Raw genomic sequence first — 23,222 nt, forward strand, 5'->3', positions numbered from 1 at the left:
TTAAAAATCAGCTTTGATACCTACTGTGATTACTCTTGGCAATGGATAAGATCCATAATCTACCCCCGAAAAAGCACCAGGTACCGGCGCATTTCCGCTGCTGTAAGAGCCCGCAGTTTCCATGCTGCTGCTATAAGATGTAGTTCCGTAAGTTGTGTTTTCAGGGTCGTAGCCAATGTATTTGCTGAACAAATGCACATTTTCAGCATTCACATACACGCGTGCATCCCGGATTTTCAGTTTGCTGGTCACCGACTGCGGCAATGCGTAGGAAACGCGGATATTCTTGATCCTTACAAAACTTGCATCTTCTACCCAATAGGAAGAAAACTGCTTCTGCAAACCCAGGTAATTGACCGAAGGCTTGAAATGCTTTCCGTCGCCCGGCTGGCTTTCCGACCGCCAGTAGTTATACATACTTTCATAGAAATTACGCCCATTATCCCAGGTACCGAGGTATCTGACATTGTTATTCGCGATTTCACCGCCAAAAGACCCCTGCAACAAAAACGAGAATTCAAATCCTTTGTACCCTACTGTATTGGTGATACCTGCGATAAAATCGGGCTGATAGTTTCCGAGAATCGTACGGTCCGCATCCGAAATTTTACCGTCACCGTTTACGTCACGTACTTTCGGGTCGCCTGGTGTTGTACTTGTGTGGTGCGGATATGCATCGATCTCTGCCTGATTTTTGAAAACACCGTCGAAAATATATCCGTAAAAATTCGAAACAGGCTGGCCTACTTCTGTCCGCACCGTCACCACATTATCTACATATTGAATCGGCGCATTGCCCGGCCCGAGTTGCAGCACTTTATTGCGGTTCCGGGAGATATTGAAATCGGTATTCCAATAGAAATCTCCTGCGAAGTTTTTGGTCGAAATGTTAAGCTCGACACCCCTGTTACGCATTTTACCGATATTCGTCAACTGAGAAGAGAAGCCGGTAACATCAGGGATCGGCACAAAAAGCAACATATCCCGCGTGATCGAATTGTAATATTCCGCTGACAGGTTGATACGATTATTGAAGAGCCCCAGATCTACACCGATATTAAACTGGTCCGTCTTCTCCCATTTCAATCCGGGATTCGCCAAACCACTCACTTTTAAACCGTTGGCCAGCGTAGCACCATTCACATAAGAAGCACCGGCAAGCAAACTGATCGGGCCGTAATTTGGAATCTGGTTGTTCCCCGTCACCCCGTAACTAGCGCGCAGTTTCAGGTTGTTGATCGCAGGCACCGAACTCAGGAAGCTTTCGTCAGATATCAGCCAACCTGCTGATACAGAAGGGAAATACCCCCATTTGTTATCACTTCCAAAGCGCGACATACCATCCCGCCGGATCGCGCCTGCCAGGAAGTATTTGTTCCTGAAGTTATACTGGACACGCGCCAGGTAAGAAAGCAGCGACCACTCGCTCGCTGTCGTATTTCCCGCAGTTACCGTTCCCGCATTCAGTGTATGCACCAGATCGTTTGGGAAATTGTTCGAAGCCACGTACATCGTCTCATCCCGCTGCTTTTGAATGGTATATCCCAGCAAACCCGTGAATGCGTGCTCACCGATCTTCTTATCATAGTTCAACGTATTCTCACTCAGCCAGTTGAGCATGTAAGCATCGCCTGCGTTACCCTGCGCGGCCAATACAGCCGAGTAGCCGTATTTTTGTTTATCATTCCAATAAAAGCTGTTTCTGGTATTGTAAAGGTTGCCGCTCAAACTGGTCCGGAAACGCAGATCTTTTACTACTTCATATTCCAAAAACCCGGTAGCAAGCGTATTGAAAGACTTCCTGCTCTTGTCGACTTCCCGCGTGAGAGAATAAGGGTGCCACAGGTTCATGTCCGCATAGGAAGTAAACCGGAACCAGGAGGAATTCGGATCGCGGAAGCCCAGATTGCCATTTTCGTTGTACACCGGAAAGTGCGGGTTGCTTTGCAATCCCAGGCTGATTACGTCGCTTTTCCCTTGCGTCCCCTCCGTCCTGTCGAATATGGAAGTAATGCCCAGATTCAATCCAACTGTTAACCGGCTATTGATCGCAGTCTTTACATTCGACCTGACAGACAGTCTTTTATAATAGTTTTCATCCAAAACCGCTGTCTGATCAAGATAGGCGGCCGAGAATAGATATTGCGTTTTCTCAGTCCCGCCCGACACGCTGAACTGCGCATTAAATGAAGGCGCTGTCCGAAACATCACATCCTGCCAGTCGGTACCTTTTCCGAATTGTTCCGGATTGTTTCTAAAATCATCGGGAATTCTTAAAGTAGCCGGACGAACATCATTCAAATCGCTCGCCTGACCGCCCTGCGCAACCCATGCATTATTTTTTGCATCCTTATAAGTCTCGATAAATTGCTGGGCGTCCATCATTTTCACGCGACGAACTACCTTTTGCGTACCATATTCGATGTTCGCGCTCACATTCACCTTCCCCGCTTTGCCCATTTTGGTAGTTACCAAAATCACCCCACTCGATCCTCTTGAACCATAAATTGCGGCAGAAGAAGCGTCTTTGAGTACTTCAATAGACTCGATATCCTGCGGGTTGATCAGGTTCAGGTTGAAGTTTTCAAGCGGAACGCCATCGACGACGATCAGTGGATTGGTACCCGCCGTGATGGAGCTCACACCGCGTATCTTGATCACCGGCGAAGCGCCCGGCGCGCCCTGAGATTGCGAGATATTGACCCCAGGCATCGTTCCAGCCAGTGACTGAGTGACGTTACTGAATGAGCGATCTTTAAACTTGTCATAATTAACAGAAATCACCGACCCCGTCACGGCTCGCTTACTCTGCGTTCCGTAACCCACCACCACCACCTCTTCCAGCGATTTGTTTTCAGGCGAGAGCTTCACAGCCACCTCATTCCGCGATCCTACTGTTTCCTCAATGGTTTTATATCCTACAAAACTGAAAACCAACACAGTAGCACCATTCGGTACATCAATGCTGTAAGCGCCGTCGGCATCAGTAGTAGTGCCTCTTTGTGTGCCCTTGATGATCACACTCACACCAGGAAGCGGGTCCGATTCATTTATACCCGTAACCCTGCCCTTTAAAGTAATTGTCTGAGCATCAGCTGCCGAAACAGCCAGCAGGAATGCCAGAATAAGTGGTAATATGTTTTTCATATTAAAGGTGAATTGAAACTGGTGGCAGATTTTCCTTTACTTTCTTTTGTATTCTATTTTTTACGAAAATTAGAAATAAAAAGAAACAGAAAAAACCATTTGACGATATTTTATGTCTTTTCCTATAAAAATTTGTGAATTAGGTGTTCGACGGGAAGTAAATTCTTTAAAAAGTAAAAGAATCAGTTACAAACCAGTGGGTTTCGAAACTGATAGCAAGCTGTTAGGTGGAATGTGCAGGTTATAAAACGATCCTTCGTTGTTATTCAACTGCACGAATCCGGAGCGCCAGATAAGGCCTCATGGGCAGCCGGATTGATTTTCGGTCTTTGTCGAATATGCGGTATTCCACTGGCGCGCCGGCTTCGAATACTTCGGGGAGCTTCGTAATCGTCATATTCCAGGTATCGATCACTTCCACCTGAAACTTCGTTTTTGCAGCTGGACCTGCCTTTTTAGGGAGATTGAAGGCCCATTCCTGCTGCATTTTTTTTCCGAAATAGATGAGATAATAGCTGCTGTCGGCCGTAGTTGCTGTGTGGTGGTCTTTCCAGGGATCAGCCAGTTCGAGCGGGCCGGGTGCCTCTTCCAGTATCTTTTTCAAAAAACCGATCCGTGCCGGGCTACTGCCGATCAACCGCCCGCCTTTGGCCCAGTAAATCGTATCGCCGGCATTTTTGTAAGTCTCACCGTGGGTTACATACGTCCCCGCAATCACACCCTGCCAGAAAGCTTCCGTCATTTCCTCACCACTCAAATGCCCCCAGCGCTGCGGCAGATCGCCTTCATAGCAAACTTCATCGTAAACCATCGGCTTAAAAAACACATCCCGCAACAATACGGCCCGCCCGAAATCTTCGACCGTGGATCCATTCTGAATGCTTACGTGGGTATATTCCGGCTTCCAGTTATCGTAATAAACACTTCCATTGTGAATGGAACACAGGTGTTTGTAAGGATCTGATTCGACGACCGCTTTGGTATAAATATCCCAGTCTGCACGCGGTTTTGTCTTAATATAATCGAACTCATTCGCCAACGACCACCAAACGTTCCTAAAAGATGAGAGCCTGGCTGTCAGATATTTGATGTATTTCAGGTCATTTTCGCGACCCAGACTGTCAAAGCCCCAATGACCTTTGTCATAGGGATGAAAAATGATCACATCGGCTTCGATACCCAATGCTTTGAGGTCGTCGATCCGTTTTTCCAGGTGCGCAAAAAATGCAGGTTCGAAGCGTGTCAGATCCCACTCGAACTTCACTTTTCCATCTGTCTTTTTCCGCTCGCCTTTTTTGACATAAGGATATAAAAGCGGCTCATTTTCAACATTGGAGTAATATTTTGGGAAAACGCACATCCGCACTTTGTTGAACGGCGCATTCTTCAATGTCTGCAAAGTGATTTCTTCCAATCCAGTCGGCTGGTGCGTCCAGGCGTACAAAGTTGTCCCGAAAGGGTAATACCTCTTCCCGTCGGCGTATTTAAAATGGTAGGTATCAGCCACTTTTACCGGCCCGTGGTTATCACCAGTCGCTGAGACACAGGTAAAACTGCCCGTTTTCCCATTCAATTTCTTATCGTTACTGAATGTCTTGTACTTCCATTCTCCTACCTTCTCCGGCATAAACCGAACTTTATAAACGCCGTTTCCATCGTAAAATCCCGCTGCTTTCACGCGCTCTTTTCCATTGCTAAACTCTGCGCCGATCGTTACTTCCTCGAAAGGGTTACCTGTTTCCGGACCTTGCAAAGTAACTTCGAAACGGTCCCAACGCTCGATCTGCTGCTGCGCGAACGCGCTTTGAAAAGTGGCGGTACAAAGTAAAATAAGCAGGATAACGGATTTCATGAAAGGCAATTTGATTACTAAGAAGAATTTGAATATCAGACCAGCACAGGACGAGACCGCACAATTTCCTGCCAGCCCAGATAATTCTGCTGCGCCAGCACGCTCCGGGCGGAGGGCAAGGTGGTCATGTTGCTCTTTTTCAGTTGTTTTAAATGGTCAATACTTGCATAAACACCTGACTGTAACCCGGAAAGATATGCCGCACCCAATGCGGATACTTCCTGTAAACCAGGATTCACGACAGGCTTTTCGAGGAGATCAGCCAGAAACTGAACCACAAAACCGTTGGAGGTAAGTCCGCCGTCGATCATCAATTGTTCCAGCACAATATCTGCGTCCAGCTCCATCGCCGTAATCACATCCCTGATCTGGTAAGCCACCGATTCGAGGGCGGCGCGCACAATATGATTTTTGGTATGGTCAAAAGTGAGGCCGGTAATCGAAGCTTTTCGGTTCATATCCCAATGCGGCGCCCCTAGTCCGCTGAATGCCGGGACTAGATAAACGCCACCGTTGTCACTTACGCTTTTCGCCATTTCTTCGGTTTCACGGCTGTTTTCGAACAACCCCAGGTTGTTTTTGAGCCACTCGATCGTAGCGCCGCAGGTCACGATCACACCTTCGAGCGCGTATTCAATATGCGAGGCGGTACTGTATCCCATGGTCGTAACCATCCCCTGGCCGGACATTTTCGGTACAGTCCCGATGTTCATCAATATCGACGACCCGGTTCCCAAGGTAGCTTTGGCGATACCTGGCCCGAAACAGCCTTCCCCGAAAGCAGCCGCGTGCGAATCGCCGATCATCGCTGTGATCGGAAGTGGTTTCTCAAAGAGCCCGCCAAAGTAGGAAGCCCCAAAATCACTCGAAGAAGCCTGAATATCAGGTAAATGCAAACCGGAAAGCCCAAGCGCACCGAGAATTTCTTCGTCCCAGGATAGTGTTTCCAGATTAAAAAAGAGCGTGCGGGAGGCATTGGTATGGTCTGTCAGATACCGCTTTCCACCCGTCAATTTAAAAAGCAGCCAGGTATCTATCGTTCCAAAATAGGCCTGGCCAGCCTGAATAGCGTCCCTCACCCTATTGTTATTTTCCAAAAGCCAGCAAACTTTCGTCCCCGAAAAATAGGGGTCGATCAGCAAGCCCGTCCGGGAACGGATCAGATCCGAAAATCCTTCGGTGACCAGTTTCTCACAAATGCCCGTCGACCGTTTGCATTGCCACACGATGGCATTGTATATCGGCTTGCCCGACTCTCCCCAAACCACAAAGGTTTCCCGCTGGTTTGAAATGCCGCAGGAAACAATATCGGCAGGTAAACCACCTTTTGCAGCAAAATCTTCCAGGCATTTCCTGACCGAAACCAGCACATTGGCATAAATTTCCTGAGGCTCCTGCTCTACAAACCCACCTTTGAGGTAGAAGGTTTTGAGCGGCTCGGAACCTCGGGCCACCGGTTCGCCCACAGCATTGAAAATGACGGACTTGGTACTGCTGGTACCCTGATCGATCGCTAAAACAAACGGACCTTGCATAGCTTAAATGGAGAATAACGAATTGATAATGGGTCGGATCTTAACAAAACAAAGAAAAGAAAAATAAACGTAAACAAAGAAAGATATCATTTATTTCCTCTAATTTAAACTTACCAAAGTATCATTTACTGAAAACAGCTGCTTTTGCTAATGAGATCTCCCCGGCTACAACCGTTGCTTGCATTGTTTGCTATAATTCTGTCAACTGCCCAACTTAACGCTCAGTCTGACCAAATTGACCGCTCCAATGTGATCTGGACAACCCAAAGCAAAAACTCGGGCGAATCTATGCCCTGCGGCGGCGGAGATATCGGGCTAAATGTATGGGTTGAAAACGGTGATGTACTTTTCTATATGTCGCGCAGCGGGGCTTTCGACGAAAACAACCAAATGCTGAAACAGGGCAGAATGCGGTTGCGCCTGGCTCCGAACCCTTTCCATGCAGGCGATTTCAAGCAGGAATTACAACTTTCAAAAGGAAGCGTGCGGATTTCAGCGGGCGGAACTGTGCTCGATATCTGGGTTGACGTATTTCGTCCGCTGATTCACGTGTCGGTAAAAAGCAGCCGTCCAACGCAGCTGAATGCATTTTATGAATCCTGGCGGTTTGAAGATCATGTTGTCGCCGGGCCTGAACTCCGTGCGAATTCTTACAAGGCACCGCAGCCTTTCGAGGTTGTAACCCGGAAAGACAATATTACATTCCAGGGAAACGAAATCCTTTTTTTCCACAGAAATCCGGCTGACCAGGAGAATATATTTGATTTTACGGTCAAAAAAGAACAAATGGAAGCGGTTAAGGATCAGCTCTTTAACCCGGTCAAAAACAATACATTCGGTGGCATCGTGCGGGGAAGTAACCTGCGTGCGGCGGGTCAGTCGGAAGGTACTTATGCGAGTACCGGGTTTAAGGCGTGGAAGCTGGAAAGTGTGAAGAATGCCAGGTCGCACGAACTGGAAATCGCGCTGCATGTAGCGCAATCGGGTAGTTTGGAAGAATGGAAAACGGAACTGGCCGCTATTTTTAAAGATGCATACGACAACAGAAAAACAGCACTTTCCGCATCGCAAGCCTGGTGGAAGCAATTTTGGAACAGAAGCTATATTTGGATTGAAGGCAAAGACAGTTCGGTCACACGCAATTATAATCTCTTCCGGTATCAGCTGGCCTGCAATGCATTCGGAAAGTGGCCGACGAAATTTAATGGAGGCTTATTCACTTTTGACCCCGAATACGTAGACAGGAAATACAGCTATTCTCCCGATTTCCGTCTCTGGGGCGGCGGCACGTTCACAGCACAAAATCAAAGGCTGGTCTATTTTCCCATGTTTAAAAACGGCGATTTTGATCTGCTGAAACCACAATTCGATTTTTATTTAAACAATCTGAAAAACGCGGAGCTGCGCAGCGAACATTATTGGAAGCACAAAGGCGCGAGTTTCACCGAGCAGATTGAAAATTTTGGCTTACCGAATGTGACCGAATATGGAATGAAGCGTCCAGCGGGTTACGACCCCGGAATTGAACACAACGCGTGGCTGGAATATCAATGGGAAACAGTGTTTGAATTTTGCCTGATGATGCTCGAAACCGAGCGTTATGAAGGCCGGGATATCACTGAATACATCCCGTTTATCGAAAGCTGCCTCACTTTCTATGACGAGCATTATCAAATGCTGGCAAAGCAGCGCGGCGTAAAAACGCTGGATGAAAACGGGCATTATATCCTGTACCCAAGTTCTGCTGCCGAGACTTTCAAAATGACCTACAACTCCACAACGGTCATTTGCGCATTGAAAGTAATACTCGAAAGAATACTGGCATTACCAGAAAAATATCTCGAAAAATCGCAGCGGGAAAAATGGACGACGATGTTACAAAAGGTCCCGCCACTCCCGTTTGCGGAATTCGACGGCCGCAAAACGCTGGCGCCGGCCGTAACCTGGGCGCGGGTGCAAAATTCGGAAACGCCGCAACTGTATCCCGTTTTCCCCTGGGGTATTTATGGTGTTGGAAAACCCGGACTGGACATTGCAGTCAACACATATAGATTCGATCCACACGCCGTGAAGTTCAAAAGCCACGTTGGCTGGCGGCAATACAGCATTTTCGCGGCCCGGCTGGGATTAGCGGAAGAAGCTGCGACACTGACGCGCGAGAAATTCAAAGATTCAAACCATCGTTTCCCAACATTCTGGGGGCCGGGTTTTGATTGGACGCCCGACCACAACTGGGGCGGCTCGGCGATGATCGGCTTGCAGGAAATGCTCATGCAAACCGATGACCGCAGGATTTACCTGCTGCCGGCCTGGCCGAAAGAATGGAATGGAAAATTCAGGCTGCATGCGCCGTACCAGACCGTTCTGGAAGGTAGTATCAGAGATGGAAAAATCGAGAATCTGAGCGTTACACCATCCTCACGTGCAGCCGATGTGACTGTTTTACCGCTTTGACCGCGCATTCCAGGCAGCGCGCTCCTTTTGCAGATCGTAACCGCGTTTGGCCAGGTAATTGTTGATCCTGCCTTTGTATTTACCAAAAATCCGGTGCTTATCCTCGGAAGAACCAGCATCCATCGCCAGCTCCCGCGCCTCGACAAGCCAACTATTGATCTGCCCTTTTTCCTCTGCGGTCAGAGAAGGAATCATGTCCTGATAAGCCTTCGTCGTGACAGATAACACATTGAAAGTCATACCATCTTTCACTGCATTAACCTGCTCGCTGGTCAGTTCAGCTGCCAGTTTGTTCAGGTACGCATCATGTAACGGCGCCAGCTGTCTGGATGTAGCTTCCTCGATTGATTTTCGTTTAGCTTCAACTATATTTTTATCTGTTTCCTTATCAATAGCTGCAACCTGCTTCTTTTCATCTTCATGAATTGCATTCAGGGCGCGGTACTGATCCACAATCAACCCCTTGACTTTATGGTACTTCAGCGAATCGCCTATTTGCATGGTATTCAAAATCCTGGATGCGCGCTGATCCAAAGTTTTAGTGTAATTCAATTCCTCCTGCGCCGAATTCTGCGCCTTTGCGCTCAGGCTTATCAGCATGATACCGAGAGAAAAAATGGCAGCTTTTGCATTCATACTTATATCATTTCGTTTGAAAAATTGATTTCATGTAGGCAGTATTGGCGCCGAAATTTCCTTTTACGTTTTGCGGTTGTGTCGCATCACGGGAGCGTTCAATGACCAGCCAGCCTTCCCAGCCTATTTTATCAAGCGTTTTTTTAACTTTTGGCATATCGAGGCGCGTATTGTTTTCCAGCCACACGCCGTCTTTGTCGGTACAATGGATCTGGCAAATGCGGTTTTTACCCAAAATCCGCAGCTCTTCGTTCACATCCCTTCCCGCTTCGAGCGCATTCGAAAAATTAAAATAGCTCTGTATCGCTTTTGAGCCCACCTCATTCAGCAATTTCACTTCCTCAGCCGCACTCAGCGCGGTTTCTATCCCAATGATAATGCCCGCCTTTTCTGCCAGCGGGGCGATCATTTTCAGCCTTTCGACAATCTGTGGGCGCAATTCCGGATTTTTCACCAGATCGCCCTGAACGCCCATCGGCAGAAACGCAACTTTAATATTCATCTCCTGCATCGTCTGAATACAGTCGCCGACCATTTTCTCGACGCCATCGCGTTTGGCAAACGATTGTGCGTAAAAGCCCGTCATCGCCAGTGAGCAAAAAGTAAGGTTCAACTCCTTTGCTTTGTCGAGATATTGCTGCCGGATCAGCGGATCAGCGAGTTTGTTGTCGAAGGTCTCGCGGTTGCCAAGGCCGCCCATATCGATTTCCAGACCATCGGCACCAATCTCTTTGGCCAATGGTAATGCACTGATTTTCTGCCTTTTCAGGATCATCAAATCAATCACTGCAATCTTGTAGCGCTGGCCTTTCGAAGGCTGGGCAACCACGTCGCCCAGCCTCAGGAATGGCGCCGAAACTGTTCCGGCAGCTATCATGTTGATGAAATGTCTTCTTTTCATAATTAAATGCCTCCCGGCCATTTGCCGTTTTCGATCGCCTTACCTTTCAACCTGGAAGGATCGATTTTTACATATTTGATTTTCTCCCGCCGCCAGGTGTACACAATATGCACCATGCCGTCAGTGGACTGGATCACAGATGGATATGAGTACTGACTGATCGGCGAATCTTCGAGAATCAGTACCGCATCCCAGTTTTTACCGTCCTTTGAAATAGAAACATTCAGCGGTGTCCGAGGTCCTTTCACCTCATTGCCGGGGGGTAGCACGTGGTTATAAACCAGCAGTTGCCGGCCATCCTTCAAAGTCACCGCATCCGTCCCGGAATTATTATTCGGTAAGTTGGAAGCTTTCATTTCCGACCAGGTTTTGCCATTATCCTTCGACCACGATTCCATAATCGCACGATTTTTACTACGGGCAAGGATTTGCAAATCTCCATTTGCATGCGTCAGAATGCTGGGCTGGATCGCGTTAATCGTCTTGCCGTCGTTTATCGGGCCAACTTTCCGCCAGGTTTTCCCAAAATCAGGCGTCACCTCAAAATGTACACGCCAGCCGTTCTTGCCTTCGGTACTGGTCGGGCACCATAGCTCACCGTTTTTGAGAAGTACCGGCTTATTTTTAACCGGCCCCAGGTAATCATCTTTCAAGGCCTGCGGCTTCGACCAGCTTTTTCCATTGTCCTTTGAGGTGACCAGAAATCCCTTCCATGCCGATACCGTAGGCCCGACTTTATAAAAAAGCATCAGCTCGCCATTGGGGACCTGATACAAAACCGGGTTCCAGCAGGCATAGCGCACTTTTTCGTCCTGGATACCATTGGCCACTGACACAGGTGCGCTCCATTTACCGTTTTCAAGCCGCGTCACCCAAATCTCCACATCCGGATTCCGCTCCTTTGTACCTCCAAAGAACGCAGCGACAAGTCCGCCAGGCGTTTCGGCAATGGTCGATGCGTGACATTCGGGGAAAGGTGCTTTTTCATAAATGAACTCGTCGATGACGATCCCGTCTTTCCAGCTTTGCGCATGGGCTGAACAGAGTACGCTAAGCGCCAGGAATGCAGCTCCAAGCCAGTTCTTTGTTTTTTTCATTTTTTGTCGCGGGTTAAGGTAGATGTTTGAATGAGCAATCTGTCTAAATTCTTGGAGGAACCGATCTGTTTTCCGTTCAAGAAAACCAGCAGGCCGGTACCTTTCTTATAATGCTGTCCGTCTTTGTCCCAGAGGATCGTCAGGATATTCCCGTGATAAAGCACATTATCGAGACAAAACCAGTCCCATTTTTCCTGCGGGACCAGCGGATTTACTTCAATCGTATCGTCTGCGCGCGGCCTCAATCCTACCAAACCAGTGATGATCAGATCATTGAAAGTCGAATGGTTGTAATAGCGGCTCCGCTCCTGATCGCCTTTTAACCAATAGCCCGTTGTTTCGTCAAGGTACTCTCCGATGTACGGCTTGCCCCGGTAATATTGCGATTCCACGTACAGCTCCATTAATCTGAAATAGGTAGTATCCGCCAGGTTTGAAGGATCCGGCTGGTTCATGCGGTTGGCCATCCCGGTGAGCGTTTGCGAAGTTGCAAAAGGCCACACAGCACCGTCCCACTCACATTGACAGCAACCATGCGTGCGAAAATCCGGGTGACGGCGCTCGGCGGTAGTCAGGCCAAAAGGCGCCAGAAACCCCTTTGGATCGGATACCTGTTTCCACGCTTCGTCGTATTGTTTGCCGGGTAGATTGAAATACCAGGGAATATAGCCGATCGCCTCGCGGACTCCTGCAAACTCCCCTTCCCCTCTCTTCTTTACGGTTTCAAAAAACTGGCTTTCCGCATTCCAGAGCCTATTTTCTATTAATTTTTGTAAGGTATCGGCTTTTGATTTATATAAATTTGCAACCTCTGCTTTCCCGTCAATCGTTGCGATTTCCGAAAGTGCTTTTGCATTTCCATACATATAACTATTGATCGTCGGCCGCGCGTTTTGCTCCCGCCTGCCCCCGCTGACCGATTCCTCCATTCCATCTTTTACATCCGTTTGCCAGAATAATCCGCTCGGTGTGCGGCGGTCCTTTTCCCACGTTTTGTATTCGTCCTGCAAGTCGGGCAGCAGGTTTGTAAGGTAGTTTTGGTCAAGATTTACTTTATAGCGGTTGAGTAATGCATCGGCTGTCCAGCTGCTGAATGTGAGCAGTTTTTTCATCCTTCCTCCCTCATTTCCCCTAAACCAGACGTGCACATATTCGTTAAGATACTGCTGGTTATGCAGCCACCGGCCTTCGTAAATATGATGCCCGAGCGCGCAGCTGATCATATTATACTTGTCGGCATAATTGCGGTCAACGAGGAATTCGGTGATAATGTGTCCTTGCGGAGTTTGGTGTAAATGTTTGCGAAACGTCCACCAGCGGTAATAATAGATTTCCTTGAAGTTATCCTGCGGACAGTCGAACAGCGGAATATTCGCTTTCATCCAATCCCAGGACTGCGCATTGGAAATTGCATTAACCTTATTCTCATCCTCCATCCGGTTAAAATGCTCGACGTGGTGCCTGAAATTATCTGCCTTCAAAACGGCACCCTGCTGCATTTTTTTCGAGCACGATGTAATGAATGCGACCAGAATCAACAGTAAAAAAATTTGATACTTCATTCTCAAAACCTATTTTTTTGAAATCCACAAAACAACCGGCGCTTCTCCCGACAATGCAACCGGAATGATCTTACCGCCTCTGATCACCTGCTCCTTCCCAATATATTGACCAGAGACAGGGTCTATTTTTTTCAGTATAAAACTGCCTTTAAATCGTGTCATGTCAATTTGCATGGATGTTGGTTTTTCGGTGTAAATGATTTTACCTCTCTCACTATTTTCCAGTTCAAAAACACCCCCATCTGAATGCGGAACAACGTGCATGTCTGCAATTTGTGCCAACACTTTTGAATCCGTCAACCCAGGCAAAGTACTTAGGGAGCCTCCCGCCAGCAATACTGCCCAGGCGAACCGATCGGCTCCGTCCGCATTGTAAAGCACCGGCTTTTCCGGGTGTTTTTTCCGGTATTCCAGAACACTGTTGTAAACGGATTGAAATGAAACTTTGCCTGCTTTCTGAATGCGTGCATGTTGCCTCGGTGCCAGGTTTTTGCCGCCCTCAGGTGCATAAAAGCCGCCATTTTCACGCATTTGCCAATATCTGATATCGATCACATCTACAATTTTCTGATAGGCCGGATCTGCCAGGATAGAGTCCTGTACATCTTTTGTGGCACTTAACGCAACCAGTGCATTCCTTCCTTTTTCTCTTTCCCATTCCGCAATCACATCCAGCCAAAACTTGACAAAATGCAGGGGACCGGTATATTCCGCACTCACAAAATGGATCACGCTTCCATTCTCAGAAAAGTTATCGAGACTTTTTCGGATGTAAGCCCGGTGCAGTTCCCTGCGGACGGGATGTGAAACGTCATAAAACTGATCAGCCATGAAAATCCTTTTATCGCCCGCGTAAGGCGGCGGCTCGGGGAAGCCGGTATTGTTGATATTGTTTGCCGGCCGCCATGGAAAATCGGCATAATGCGCCCCGGCTTCAAGGATATTATGCTGAAAATAATGCTGGTGAAACAGTACCAGGCCTTTCTGATCGGCCAGGGTAGCGAACTGCTGCAAACGGTTCCAATACCACGCATTGTACTTTGTCAGGTCATATTTACTCAAATTATCCCACGCACTTCCCTCTCCGCTTCTTGCAAAAGGCTGCTCATAAAAAGGCGCCCAAACTTCACCGTCCATGCGCCTCGTCCGCTCATGATCATCGCGGCGGCGGTCGTACCAAAGGCCGTAGTTGTGATCTATTACAGTGACATTTTTGGCAACCAGAGAATCTGTCATTTCTTCCAGAATATCAGTCACCCCCGCCCCATACCTGCCCGGTACAAACCTGGTGATGTGCGGTTTAGCAGATTTCACATCATGCGGTCTCAAACTCCCACGCCACCACGGCACCTCCTGCCGCCCACCAGTCAAAACCTTCCCATCTCGCAAAAGGAGTCCGTTTTTTATCGTCAGCAGAGGTATTTTGGATGGAGGAGAGGGAGGAAAGGGAGGACGGGGACGAAGGTTTTTCTGCTTTCTCCCTTCCTCCCATTCCTCCCTTCCCTCCCCTTCCCCCCCCTTCCTTTCAATCCAATCCCGTAACACGAGAGCCGGCTCATACGAGCTGGCTGCCAATTTTGCGGCTTGCTCGATCGTCGGACTACTTGATGCTTCCGATTCCTTCGGCATTAAGAATGCACGGTCAAGCGCCTCTTTTCCAATCCTTTCCGACAATTGTGCATAGTATAAACTGCGTGGCTGGATGTGCTCATTTACATTTTCCCAGTATCCGTCGCCCGCAAACTGTGACCAGATCCCGAAAGCATAATTGACAGCCCCGGGCGGACTGAAATTCTCGACCCGGGAAGCGCTGCATTGCCATAAAACACTGTTTGCCGCTGTCCAGCCGGCACCCTGTCCGTCCTGCCCGCGATTGCAGAAACGCAATGCATTACCGTCGATATTGACATTATCGTAAAGTGCCCCGGACGCCCAGCTGTCGATCGGACCGCTGAAACTGTGCGGCAAATGCGACTCGCATTGTACGAAAGCATTTGGCCCCGGCGCAACAAAACCTACGGAAAAATCGTGATAGCCAAATTCTGCATAGCACCGCTGAAAAAGTGTCTGCTGCCCCTGGGTAAAAAAAGTATAGCGACGCTGCCCGCCTATTTCCGAAACAGGTTCGGTTGACAGGCAGTCCTCCACAGTGATTCTGGAGGCTGTTTCAAACAATGCCACTGCCGAGCCGGCCAGGTGTTTGAAATTTACCCGCCGCACCCACGCATTTTCAGTATTCTCGACGGTAATCCCCATCCAGCGATGGTCTTCATCTTTTGGATTTTCGGTATTGAATTCCGAGTCGATCGTCAGGTTTTCAATGCCGATCTGGCTGATACGGCCCGGCCAGCTGTAAGTTTCCACACTGGCCATTCCAAATTTTGCATCCAGGGCCGTCGTAAGAGGCGCGTCGACGGTAATTTCATTTCCCGAAACCGATTTGACAATCCTGTCCCAGACAATGTCCCGCTGGCCGGGCTTCCAGCCAAGCCAGCCCGTTTCGCCGCCAAACTCCTCCATTTTTAATAGCTTGATCCATTCTTTGGTAGCGGGTCGTCGAATTCGAATTCGGCTTCCTGCTTTTATAATACCTGCATTTCTGACACGAAAAGTAGTCGCGTTAACAGGCACATACTCGTCAGTCACTTCGCTTGTATTGCCTGACCGTATATCGTTTTCACCCAAAACACGGATCACCGTTTCCCGGGTGGTACCAGCGCCGAGCAGCACGGTACCGTCTTTTCCCGCACCGCTTCCGCGGATCACAATGCCTGATTGACGAACTATCAAACCGCCATTCAGCTGATAAACACCCTTTTCCAACAAAACAGCACCGCGGAAGCCGTTTTCATCCAGGGGGATTTTACCTAACCAATCAATTGCAGCCTGAATGCGTGGCGTGGCATCGCCAGGTTCGTTTTTGACAAAAATTTTGGCTGCTACCGTCGGCATTGTGAGGTTGCCGCCCTGATAACCACAATGCGAAAAGTCGACAATGCGGTTTCCGAGTGAGTCGGCCGAGTAAACGAGGCGGTTGTCCTGCCCGAGCGACAGCGGCGAGGCAGGTTTTAATTTCTTTTGACCAAAACAGCAGGTAACCAAAAGGAAATACAACCCCGTTACCAACAGGGCTGTATTGAACTCAATCACCTTCGATATGTAAGTTTGTTGATTCAAGATTGCTCGTTTGGATTAGCTAGCGGCCCTGCTTCGTTTCCTTTTTTGAGGGATTTGAAGTGAAAGCGGCTAGCGTATCATGGTTATTCTTTGGGTTAGTCCAGTCTACTTTTTTCTTCGGATCAATACCGTTGATGAACTTTTCAATGTTGGAATATCCGTCGCCGCTCATGTCCTTCTGTGCATCTGCGGGATCCTTCGGATTTAAGCTGTATTTCAACTCCCAGTCATCCGGCATTCCGTCGGTGTCGGAATCCTTGTACGGGGTGCCTTTGTATTCCGGGTAGCCTCCTACCTGCGATATGTCTGTAATGATACCGTTTTTATAAGAATCGATCGGCAGGCGGCGGTGTTCAAATTGCGTGGTGGGCAATTTCACATTTGGGATCGGATTAATCTTCCCGGTGCGTACCTGGGTTGTAACGCGCGTGTCGACCGGGTCGCGGCGGGGTAATGTAGCGCCTGCATTCGCGAGTACATAATCGAAAGATTCTGTGGCCGACATAATGGGAAATTCAGGCATTGGAAGCGGTTTGCTCCACTTCATTGCCTCCGTGTATTTGTCGGTATTGGGCAGATCTTCTACCTGAACGCCACCGTCCCAGTTGTTTTTGGTCACTTTTTCATTGCCTTCCATGATATTACCTTCCACATAAGCACGGCCAAAAACGAGGTGGTCGAGCTTACTTCTGCCGGCTTCCGGTTTTAGAATGCGGTGGCCAATCGGCGAATCCTTCGGTGTTTGGGGACCGGGTTTGAAATAGTTATTGATGATATTGTACATTGCCCGGTAATCGCCGCCATCGATCGAGCGGTGCACCCAGTTGAAAACCACGTTATTGGCAAAATTGAATATTCCGTACCAGCCGATCGAGGGATTCCTGCCCGCATTATTTGCCCATAAGTTGCGCATGAACGTACAGTTTTCACCGCCGAGCGTACTGCCGAAAGAGTGGTTCCAGGTATCCAGTGTTTCAGAAAAAATCGAGTTCTGGATCGTGATATTCACGGTCGGCAGCTTCTGTTCCTGCGCGCCGGTACTGTCGTTATACATGTGCCTGTACATCGACATATTTTCATCCAAACCCCAGCTGGCCGACACGTGGTCGATCATGATATTCCCGATCGGGTTACCGCCGATCGAGTCGTCGCGGCGGCCTACAAAAGTCTCACCGCGGCGGAAGCGCATGTGACGGATCACGACATCGTGCGTATTGATCCAGACCGTTTCACCAGCAACACAAACGCCGTCGCCCGGGGCAGTCTGACCTGCGATGGTAATGTAAGGCGCGCGGATAATGAGCGGCGTTTTGATCCGGATGATTCCGGCCACATTGAATACGATTATGCGTGCCCCACCCTTTTCACAAGCGTCGCGCAAAGTGCCGGGACCGCTGTCTTCCAGACTGGTTACCACGTAAACTTTCCCGCCACGTCCACCAAAACTGAAAGCGCCACCGCCCTGAGCGCCAGGAAATGCGGGAATATCGGATTGGGGCAGGTCAACCGGCCGGGCAGCCCAGGGAATATAAGGTTTCCCCGCTTTCGCCTCTGCTTCAATAATCGGCAATGCTTTTTGCCAGGCAATTTCAGACCTCCTCGCAGCTTCCGCCAGCAAAGAATCACTGGTCTTCTGAGCCGCCGCGGGGATTTTGGGGTATTGAGCGAAAGCACTTCCGGAAGCCAGCAACATGGCTATTAATGTGTAGTGGGGTATTTTTGGGATATTCATGGAAAGTGGGTTTTGGGTTTGCTGTTGGCTCTTAGCTTTTGGCTGTTAGCTTTTAGCTGTTAGCGGTTAGCTTTTGGCTTTTAGCTGTTGGCTTATTTGCGTTGATTGTAATAGTTGGAATTATGGTTTTAGGGTAAAATTTTCCGTATCCGAGATAGCTGAAACTAATAGCTAATGGCTAATGGCTAATAGCTAACAGCTAAAAGCCAATAGCCAACAGCCAGTCCCTACCTCAACGGATCAAAACTGCCTGACGGCCAGCCCGCGGTTTGTTCCAGTTTTGGATTGTTGGCCAGGGCTGCGGGGGGGATTGCGAAATAATAATATTCGGGCAGCCAGTTTATTTTGTATTTGGTGTCCAGCACCCTGGGAACAATCTCGAAATACCGCAGGTAGGCTGAATCCAGCGGCATAGCATCGCGGCGCGTTGCGAAATCGGCTCCGGCGATGGCAGAGGTTTTGAGTTTCACGTCGATTCCCGTCCTGGTTTTTCCGTTCAATACCGTTTCAAATTTTTTCCACCTTCTCAAATCCCAGAAACGTTTTCCTTCGAAAGCGAATTCGATCTGACGTTCATACGAAATGGCGTCGAACATTTCCTGGCGCGTCATTTTTGCTTTTAAACCATATAATCCGTCGGCCCCGGCGTCGATCCCCGCTCTCTTCCGGACTGCGATCAGCTGGTCGTAAGCTTCCTGAACCTGGTTAATGCCGCAGGCGGCTTCGGCGTAATTGAGCAATACTTCGGCATACCTCAGTTCGATCCAGTCGCCGCCGCTGTTTACAACTGCTCCGGTGGGCAAGTTCGGGTCGATCGCCTTTCGGGCATAAAATCCCGTGGTAGTTGCTTTTTGCTCAACGGTTTTATTGTCAACCAGGTAAGTCCATAACCGATAGTTGGCATTTCCGTTGATGTGCCACGTAGCTCCGTTGAATGCAATCGTCTGGTCGAATCTTGGGTCACGGTTTTTGTAAAACAGCTTTTCGTTATACCCCGAGCCGGTTTCTGTAATCTTCTTTCCGTTTTTCATTGGAAAAGCCTGCACAATTTCCCAGGTGGGCTGATTGGAACCGCCCGCCGTGCCCAGGTAAGATGGCCTGGTATTGTTGTCGTAACCCTGATTTTTGCTCACCTGGTCGCCGACTAAATTATTATAGCATGTAACCCATACCGCTTCCGGGTTATTCGCTTCTTCAAACCACAACTTTTGAAAATTGTCGTGGAGCCTGTAACCATTCGCTGAAAGCAAATCAATAGCCTGTTTATTAGCATCATAGGCGGCCTTCCAGCGTTCAGGCAGGTCCTGCGGATTGAACTGCGGGCTGGCCCAGTTAAGCAATATCCTTCCTTTGTAAGCCGCAGCCGTGCCACTGGTAATCCGGCCCCAATCGTTTGAATTGCCCCATTTGCCCGGCAGGCCAGCGATGCTGTAATCGAGGTCTTTTACGATTTGAGCGATACTTTCCGAGGTCGGACTTCTGGGAATAGCAGCTTCGTCCTTTGCTTCCTGCCCTACTCCTTCAAGGGGTTCCAGCACCAGCGGAACGCCTCCATATAACCGCACCAGCTCGTAATATCTATGCGCCCGGAAGAATGTAACCTGCGCCATCAGCTGTTTTTTATAGGCTTCGCTCAATGTGCCTTCGGGCGTTTTAAGCAAGAATTGATTGATAGAACGGATCTTACCGTAGTTGTTGGTCGCATTGACGGCAGTTCCAAAATCAACAACGGTATTTAACTGAACAGTGCCTTCGAAAAAGCGCGTTTCGCCCGCTATCTCGTCCGAACATTTCAAAAAATCGCCGGTGGGCCAAACGGGCAGATTCTGGTCGTATACATAGTCGACATACGCACGGGCCAGCAGGGAATCGTTGAAAACCTGCTCTTCATTAAAAGCCGACAAGTCTGTTTTTTCCAATACATCCTGACAGGCAGAAAGTGCCAGAACTGCAAAAAGAATAGGAATATGACGCATTTTCATAGTTTCGATTTTAAAGCGTGAGGTTCAGTCCCAGTGAAAAAGTGCGAAGTACCGGATAGGTATTGTAGGCGCCCACAGCATCCTTGTAATCATAGGGGTTAGAGAAATTCACCGGATTCATTCCTACTGCAAAGATTTTCAGATTAGAAACGCCCAGCTTTTTGGTCAGATTCTGACCGAGCGAGTACGACAGATTGATACTTCTCATGCGGAAAGAGAATGCATTCCGGAACCAGAATGAAGAAACGACGGCGTAGCTATCTTCGTAAAATGGGTCGGGATACGCTGCATTCGTATTTTCAGGTGTATAATGGTCGTTCCAGAAAACCGGACGCGAGATCTGTGTGGTCGCCCGTTTGCGCGCATCGCCTTCTACGACGGCTTGTCCCCCGAAAGAACCTGCGGTGACCATATCCACGCTGAATCCGCGATAGTTAAAGCCAAGTGAAAACCCAAAGTTATAATGGTTGCTTTCTTTCGGCGTCAGCCAATCGAGATCTTCTTCGGTGATTTTTCCATCGGGCTCGCTGTACGCACCGTTGGCTTCACGCGGACCGCGGATATCTTTGTAATAAAGCATTCCCGGCTTGGGAGCGACTCCGAAAATCGTGTAATCAGGCGATTTTTCCAGAAATGCATCCACTTCCTGCTGCGACCGGAACATACCGAGGTAATGGTAACCCTGCACGCCCATATCGCTGGATCGACCGGTAGGGTCACGCCAGGTTCCAACATTCAGCGCTTCCACGTCTACTATGATATTCTTGTTGTCGTTCCATGCCAGGAAACCGCCCACGTTGTAGGAAAGATCTTTACCGATTTTGTCTTTCCAGCCGAGTGAAAGTTCTGTCCCGAAGGAGTTAATCGTCGCATAATTTTCCGCCGGCATAACCGAACCGATTGTCAGCGGAACGGAGGCCGAAAGTGTCGTGAGCAGGTTGTATCCGTGATCATGGTAAAAATCAAATCCTGCGGATAACCGGCTGTTCAGGAATGTGGCATCGAGACCGATGTTCTTCTTGGTAACATCGTCCCAGCGGCCCATGTAGTTAGGCAGTTTTTCCAGCTTGATACCCACCGTGCGGCCACTGTTGCCACCAAACACCGCGCCATTTGAAGCTTGTACGGTGTAGCGCTGCATCCACTGCCAGGCAGCCGTCCTGTCGCCACCGAGGAAGCCGATCGACGCGCGCAGTTTCAGGAAGTCGACGAATGGAACTTTCTCTTTAAAAAAGCCCTCTTCCGAAATTACCCAGCCCGCGGAAAAGCTTGGAAATGTTCCCCACCGGTACTCAGGAGCGAATTTGGTAGAAGCATCGCGGCGGAAGGACGCCTCGAACAGATATTTATCGGCATAACTATAATTGATCCTGCCCACATAAGATTGGATCCCGCCTTCATTCGCCAGGTTTGGCCCAATATCTTTCACTCCAAGCGCAGACATCAGGTAATCATTTCCGCCATCAAAAATTCCTTCCTTGGAGGCGGCGATACTTTCCGCATACGTTTCCGATTGCTCTACCAAAGCAAGGACTCCGACGGAATGCCGGCCAAAGTCGCGGTGATAGTTCAGGTTAAAATTGAACTGGTACGCGTCGGTATAGCCCGGATTAAACCGAAGTAAATCTGCATTTTTGATCATGGTAGGCGGATTGGGCGTTCCTCCGTAAATGTGCCTGTTTTCGCCCAGCATTGAAAAACCGTAGCCTTTGTAAAAGGTACCATATTGCTTGCCCCAATCGTTGCCCAGGTTCCGGTTATAGATTGCCTTGGCTTTCAGTCCGGGAACAAAAGGGATATTCACTTCGAGGTATGCGTTAATATTCAAAACCACATTTCTCGACCGGGTGTAGTTATTAAGTCGCTGTGCCTCAAAGAAATGGAAGCCGGTCGTACCCGAACCTCCGGGCAATAATACCGGCAGCCCATCGACATACGGCGGAATAAATTGGGGGGTATTCAGCAAATTAGTCACATCCTTCTCCGGATTCTCGCCGCCTTGTTTGAGGTAAAAAAGCTTGTTGTCGGACAGATTACCACTCACTCCCAAACCAGCCCTGATATTCTTAGTCACATTCACATCCGTACTCGCGCGGAAATTCCATTTTTTATAATCGATCTTGTCGACATTTCCATTCTGGTAATAATAGGCCGCACCCGCATAGAAAGTAGCTTTTTCTGAGCCGCCGCTAACATTGATCGTGTGCCGCATATTGAGTGATGGCTTCCATGCCCTGTCGAACCAATTGTAGTTGTTCTTACGGAAATGTTCCAGCTCGTCGGGTGAATAAAATTCTGCGTTATCTGGCTGCAAGCCACGGGTTGTGTTGTAATCGTTCAGGTAGGTCGCCAAATCAACCCCGTTCATCATTTTGGATTTGTAGGCTGCATCCGACGTACCGGCTGTACCGCTGTAACTGATCTGCGGTTTGCCGGATTTTCCTCTTTTCGTACGCACCACAATCACGCCCAGCGCCGCCCTGGCACCGTACACGGCAGCGGCTCCGTCTTTCAAAACCGAAAAGCTTTCGATCTCCGAAGCATCCAGCAGCCTGAAATCAGCTTCTGTTCTGACCACATCGTCGATGACATATAATGGGGCACTGGTTCCGCCATCCTTGGAAGCCGCGGGCGGATTACGTATTACGATAGAGGCCTGATTTCCAGGCCGGGAGGTTCCACCCGAAATGTTGACTCCCGGCAACTTACCTACCAGCGCAGAAGAAATGTCGCCAACCGGCAGCTCGTCAATCTCTTTCACCCTTACGGTACCGACGGCGCCGGTGAGATGCGATCGCTTCTGCTCACCGTAACCGACCACTACCACATCTTCCAGAGCCTTTACGTCCGGTTCGAGTGTGACATTCAACGCAGTTTGTTTTCCTATTTCAATGGTTTGACTGGTAAAGCCCACGTAACTGATTACAACCGAACCGCCTTGCGCAGGCACATTCAGTGTAAATTTCCCCTCCGCATTCGTAATTGTCCCGGTGTTGGATCCGGCCACCAGTACCGAAACGCCTGGAAGCGGCTCTCGCGAGCCTCCATCAGTCACAGTACCGCTGAGCTGTCTTGTTTGAGCTATCCCGCACAATGCAGTGCACAGCAGGAATAAGGTTAGTAGAAATTTCCTTGACATGTAACTGA

Annotated in this window: 12 protein-coding genes; 1 reads left to right on the top strand and 11 read right to left on the bottom strand. The window is 48.9% G+C overall.

All coding sequences use genetic code 11. The features are described from left to right. The 3 genes from FXO21_RS27005 to FXO21_RS27015 all read right to left on the bottom strand — a co-directional run bounded on the left by FXO21_RS27005 (nt 1) and on the right by FXO21_RS27015 (nt 6,534). Entirely contained in the window at nt 1–3,147 is a 3,147-nt protein-coding gene (locus FXO21_RS27005) for a SusC/RagA family TonB-linked outer membrane protein (protein WP_149643005.1), read from the bottom strand. A 262-nt stretch (nt 3,148–3,409) separates the two neighbouring features. Continuing rightward, entirely contained in the window at nt 3,410–4,999 is a 1,590-nt protein-coding gene (locus FXO21_RS27010) for a DUF5060 domain-containing protein (RefSeq protein ID WP_149643006.1), read from the bottom strand. A gap of 35 nt (nt 5,000–5,034) precedes the next feature. Further along, nucleotides 5,035–6,534 carry an FGGY family carbohydrate kinase gene (locus FXO21_RS27015; protein ID WP_149643007.1) on the bottom strand — a complete coding sequence of 500 codons (1,500 nt, stop codon included), beginning with the start codon at nt 6,532–6,534 and terminating at the stop codon, nt 5,035–5,037. 183 nt (nt 6,535–6,717) lie between these two features. Here FXO21_RS27015 and FXO21_RS27020 point away from each other — a divergent pair, with 183 nt between their 5' ends. Next, nucleotides 6,718–8,988 carry a DUF5703 domain-containing protein gene (locus tag FXO21_RS27020; protein ID WP_225865883.1) on the top strand — a complete coding sequence of 757 codons (2,271 nt, stop codon included), beginning with the start codon at nt 6,718–6,720 and terminating at the stop codon, nt 8,986–8,988. Here FXO21_RS27020 and FXO21_RS27025 read toward each other — a convergent pair. The 8 genes from FXO21_RS27025 to FXO21_RS27060 all read right to left on the bottom strand — a co-directional run bounded on the left by FXO21_RS27025 (nt 8,977) and on the right by FXO21_RS27060 (nt 23,214). Next, on the bottom strand, nt 8,977–9,624 hold the full coding sequence (locus FXO21_RS27025) for a DUF3826 domain-containing protein (protein WP_225865884.1): 648 nt from the start codon (nt 9,622–9,624) through the stop codon (nt 8,977–8,979). The two genes, FXO21_RS27020 and FXO21_RS27025, sit on opposite strands and share 12 nt — an antisense overlap. A gap of 7 nt (nt 9,625–9,631) precedes the next feature. Further along, complete coding sequence (locus tag FXO21_RS27030; RefSeq protein ID WP_149643009.1) at nt 9,632–10,525, bottom strand: sugar phosphate isomerase/epimerase family protein; 894 nt, start codon at nt 10,523–10,525, stop codon at nt 9,632–9,634. Between the two features lie 2 nt (nt 10,526–10,527). Continuing rightward, the gene (locus FXO21_RS27035) at nt 10,528–11,622 is read right to left on the bottom strand and encodes a sialidase family protein (protein WP_149643010.1); all 1,095 of its coding nucleotides are present in this window, start codon (nt 11,620–11,622) and stop codon (nt 10,528–10,530) included. Next, nucleotides 11,619–13,184, bottom strand: a complete 1,566-nt coding sequence (locus FXO21_RS27040) for an MGH1-like glycoside hydrolase domain-containing protein (protein WP_149643011.1) — start codon at nt 13,182–13,184, stop codon at nt 11,619–11,621. The genes FXO21_RS27035 and FXO21_RS27040 overlap by 4 nt, the downstream gene beginning before the upstream one ends. 9 nt (nt 13,185–13,193) lie before the next feature. After that, the gene (locus FXO21_RS27045) at nt 13,194–16,361 is read right to left on the bottom strand and encodes a DUF6298 domain-containing protein (protein WP_225865885.1); all 3,168 of its coding nucleotides are present in this window, start codon (nt 16,359–16,361) and stop codon (nt 13,194–13,196) included. A 19-nt stretch (nt 16,362–16,380) separates the two neighbouring features. Then, nucleotides 16,381–18,093, bottom strand: a complete 1,713-nt coding sequence (locus FXO21_RS27050) for a pectate lyase family protein (RefSeq protein WP_149643012.1) — start codon at nt 18,091–18,093, stop codon at nt 16,381–16,383. Between the two features lie 227 nt (nt 18,094–18,320). After that, complete coding sequence (locus FXO21_RS27055; RefSeq protein WP_149643013.1) at nt 18,321–20,075, bottom strand: RagB/SusD family nutrient uptake outer membrane protein; 1,755 nt, start codon at nt 20,073–20,075, stop codon at nt 18,321–18,323. A gap of 10 nt (nt 20,076–20,085) precedes the next feature. Beyond that, nucleotides 20,086–23,214 (bottom strand): SusC/RagA family TonB-linked outer membrane protein, encoded by a 3,129-nt coding sequence (locus tag FXO21_RS27060; protein WP_149643014.1) that lies wholly within the window; start codon nt 23,212–23,214, stop codon nt 20,086–20,088. Nucleotides 23,215–23,222: the final 8 nt, after the last annotated feature.

Source organism: Dyadobacter sp. UC 10 (assembly GCF_008369915.1).
Classification (GTDB): Bacteria; Bacteroidota; Bacteroidia; order Cytophagales; family Spirosomataceae; genus Dyadobacter.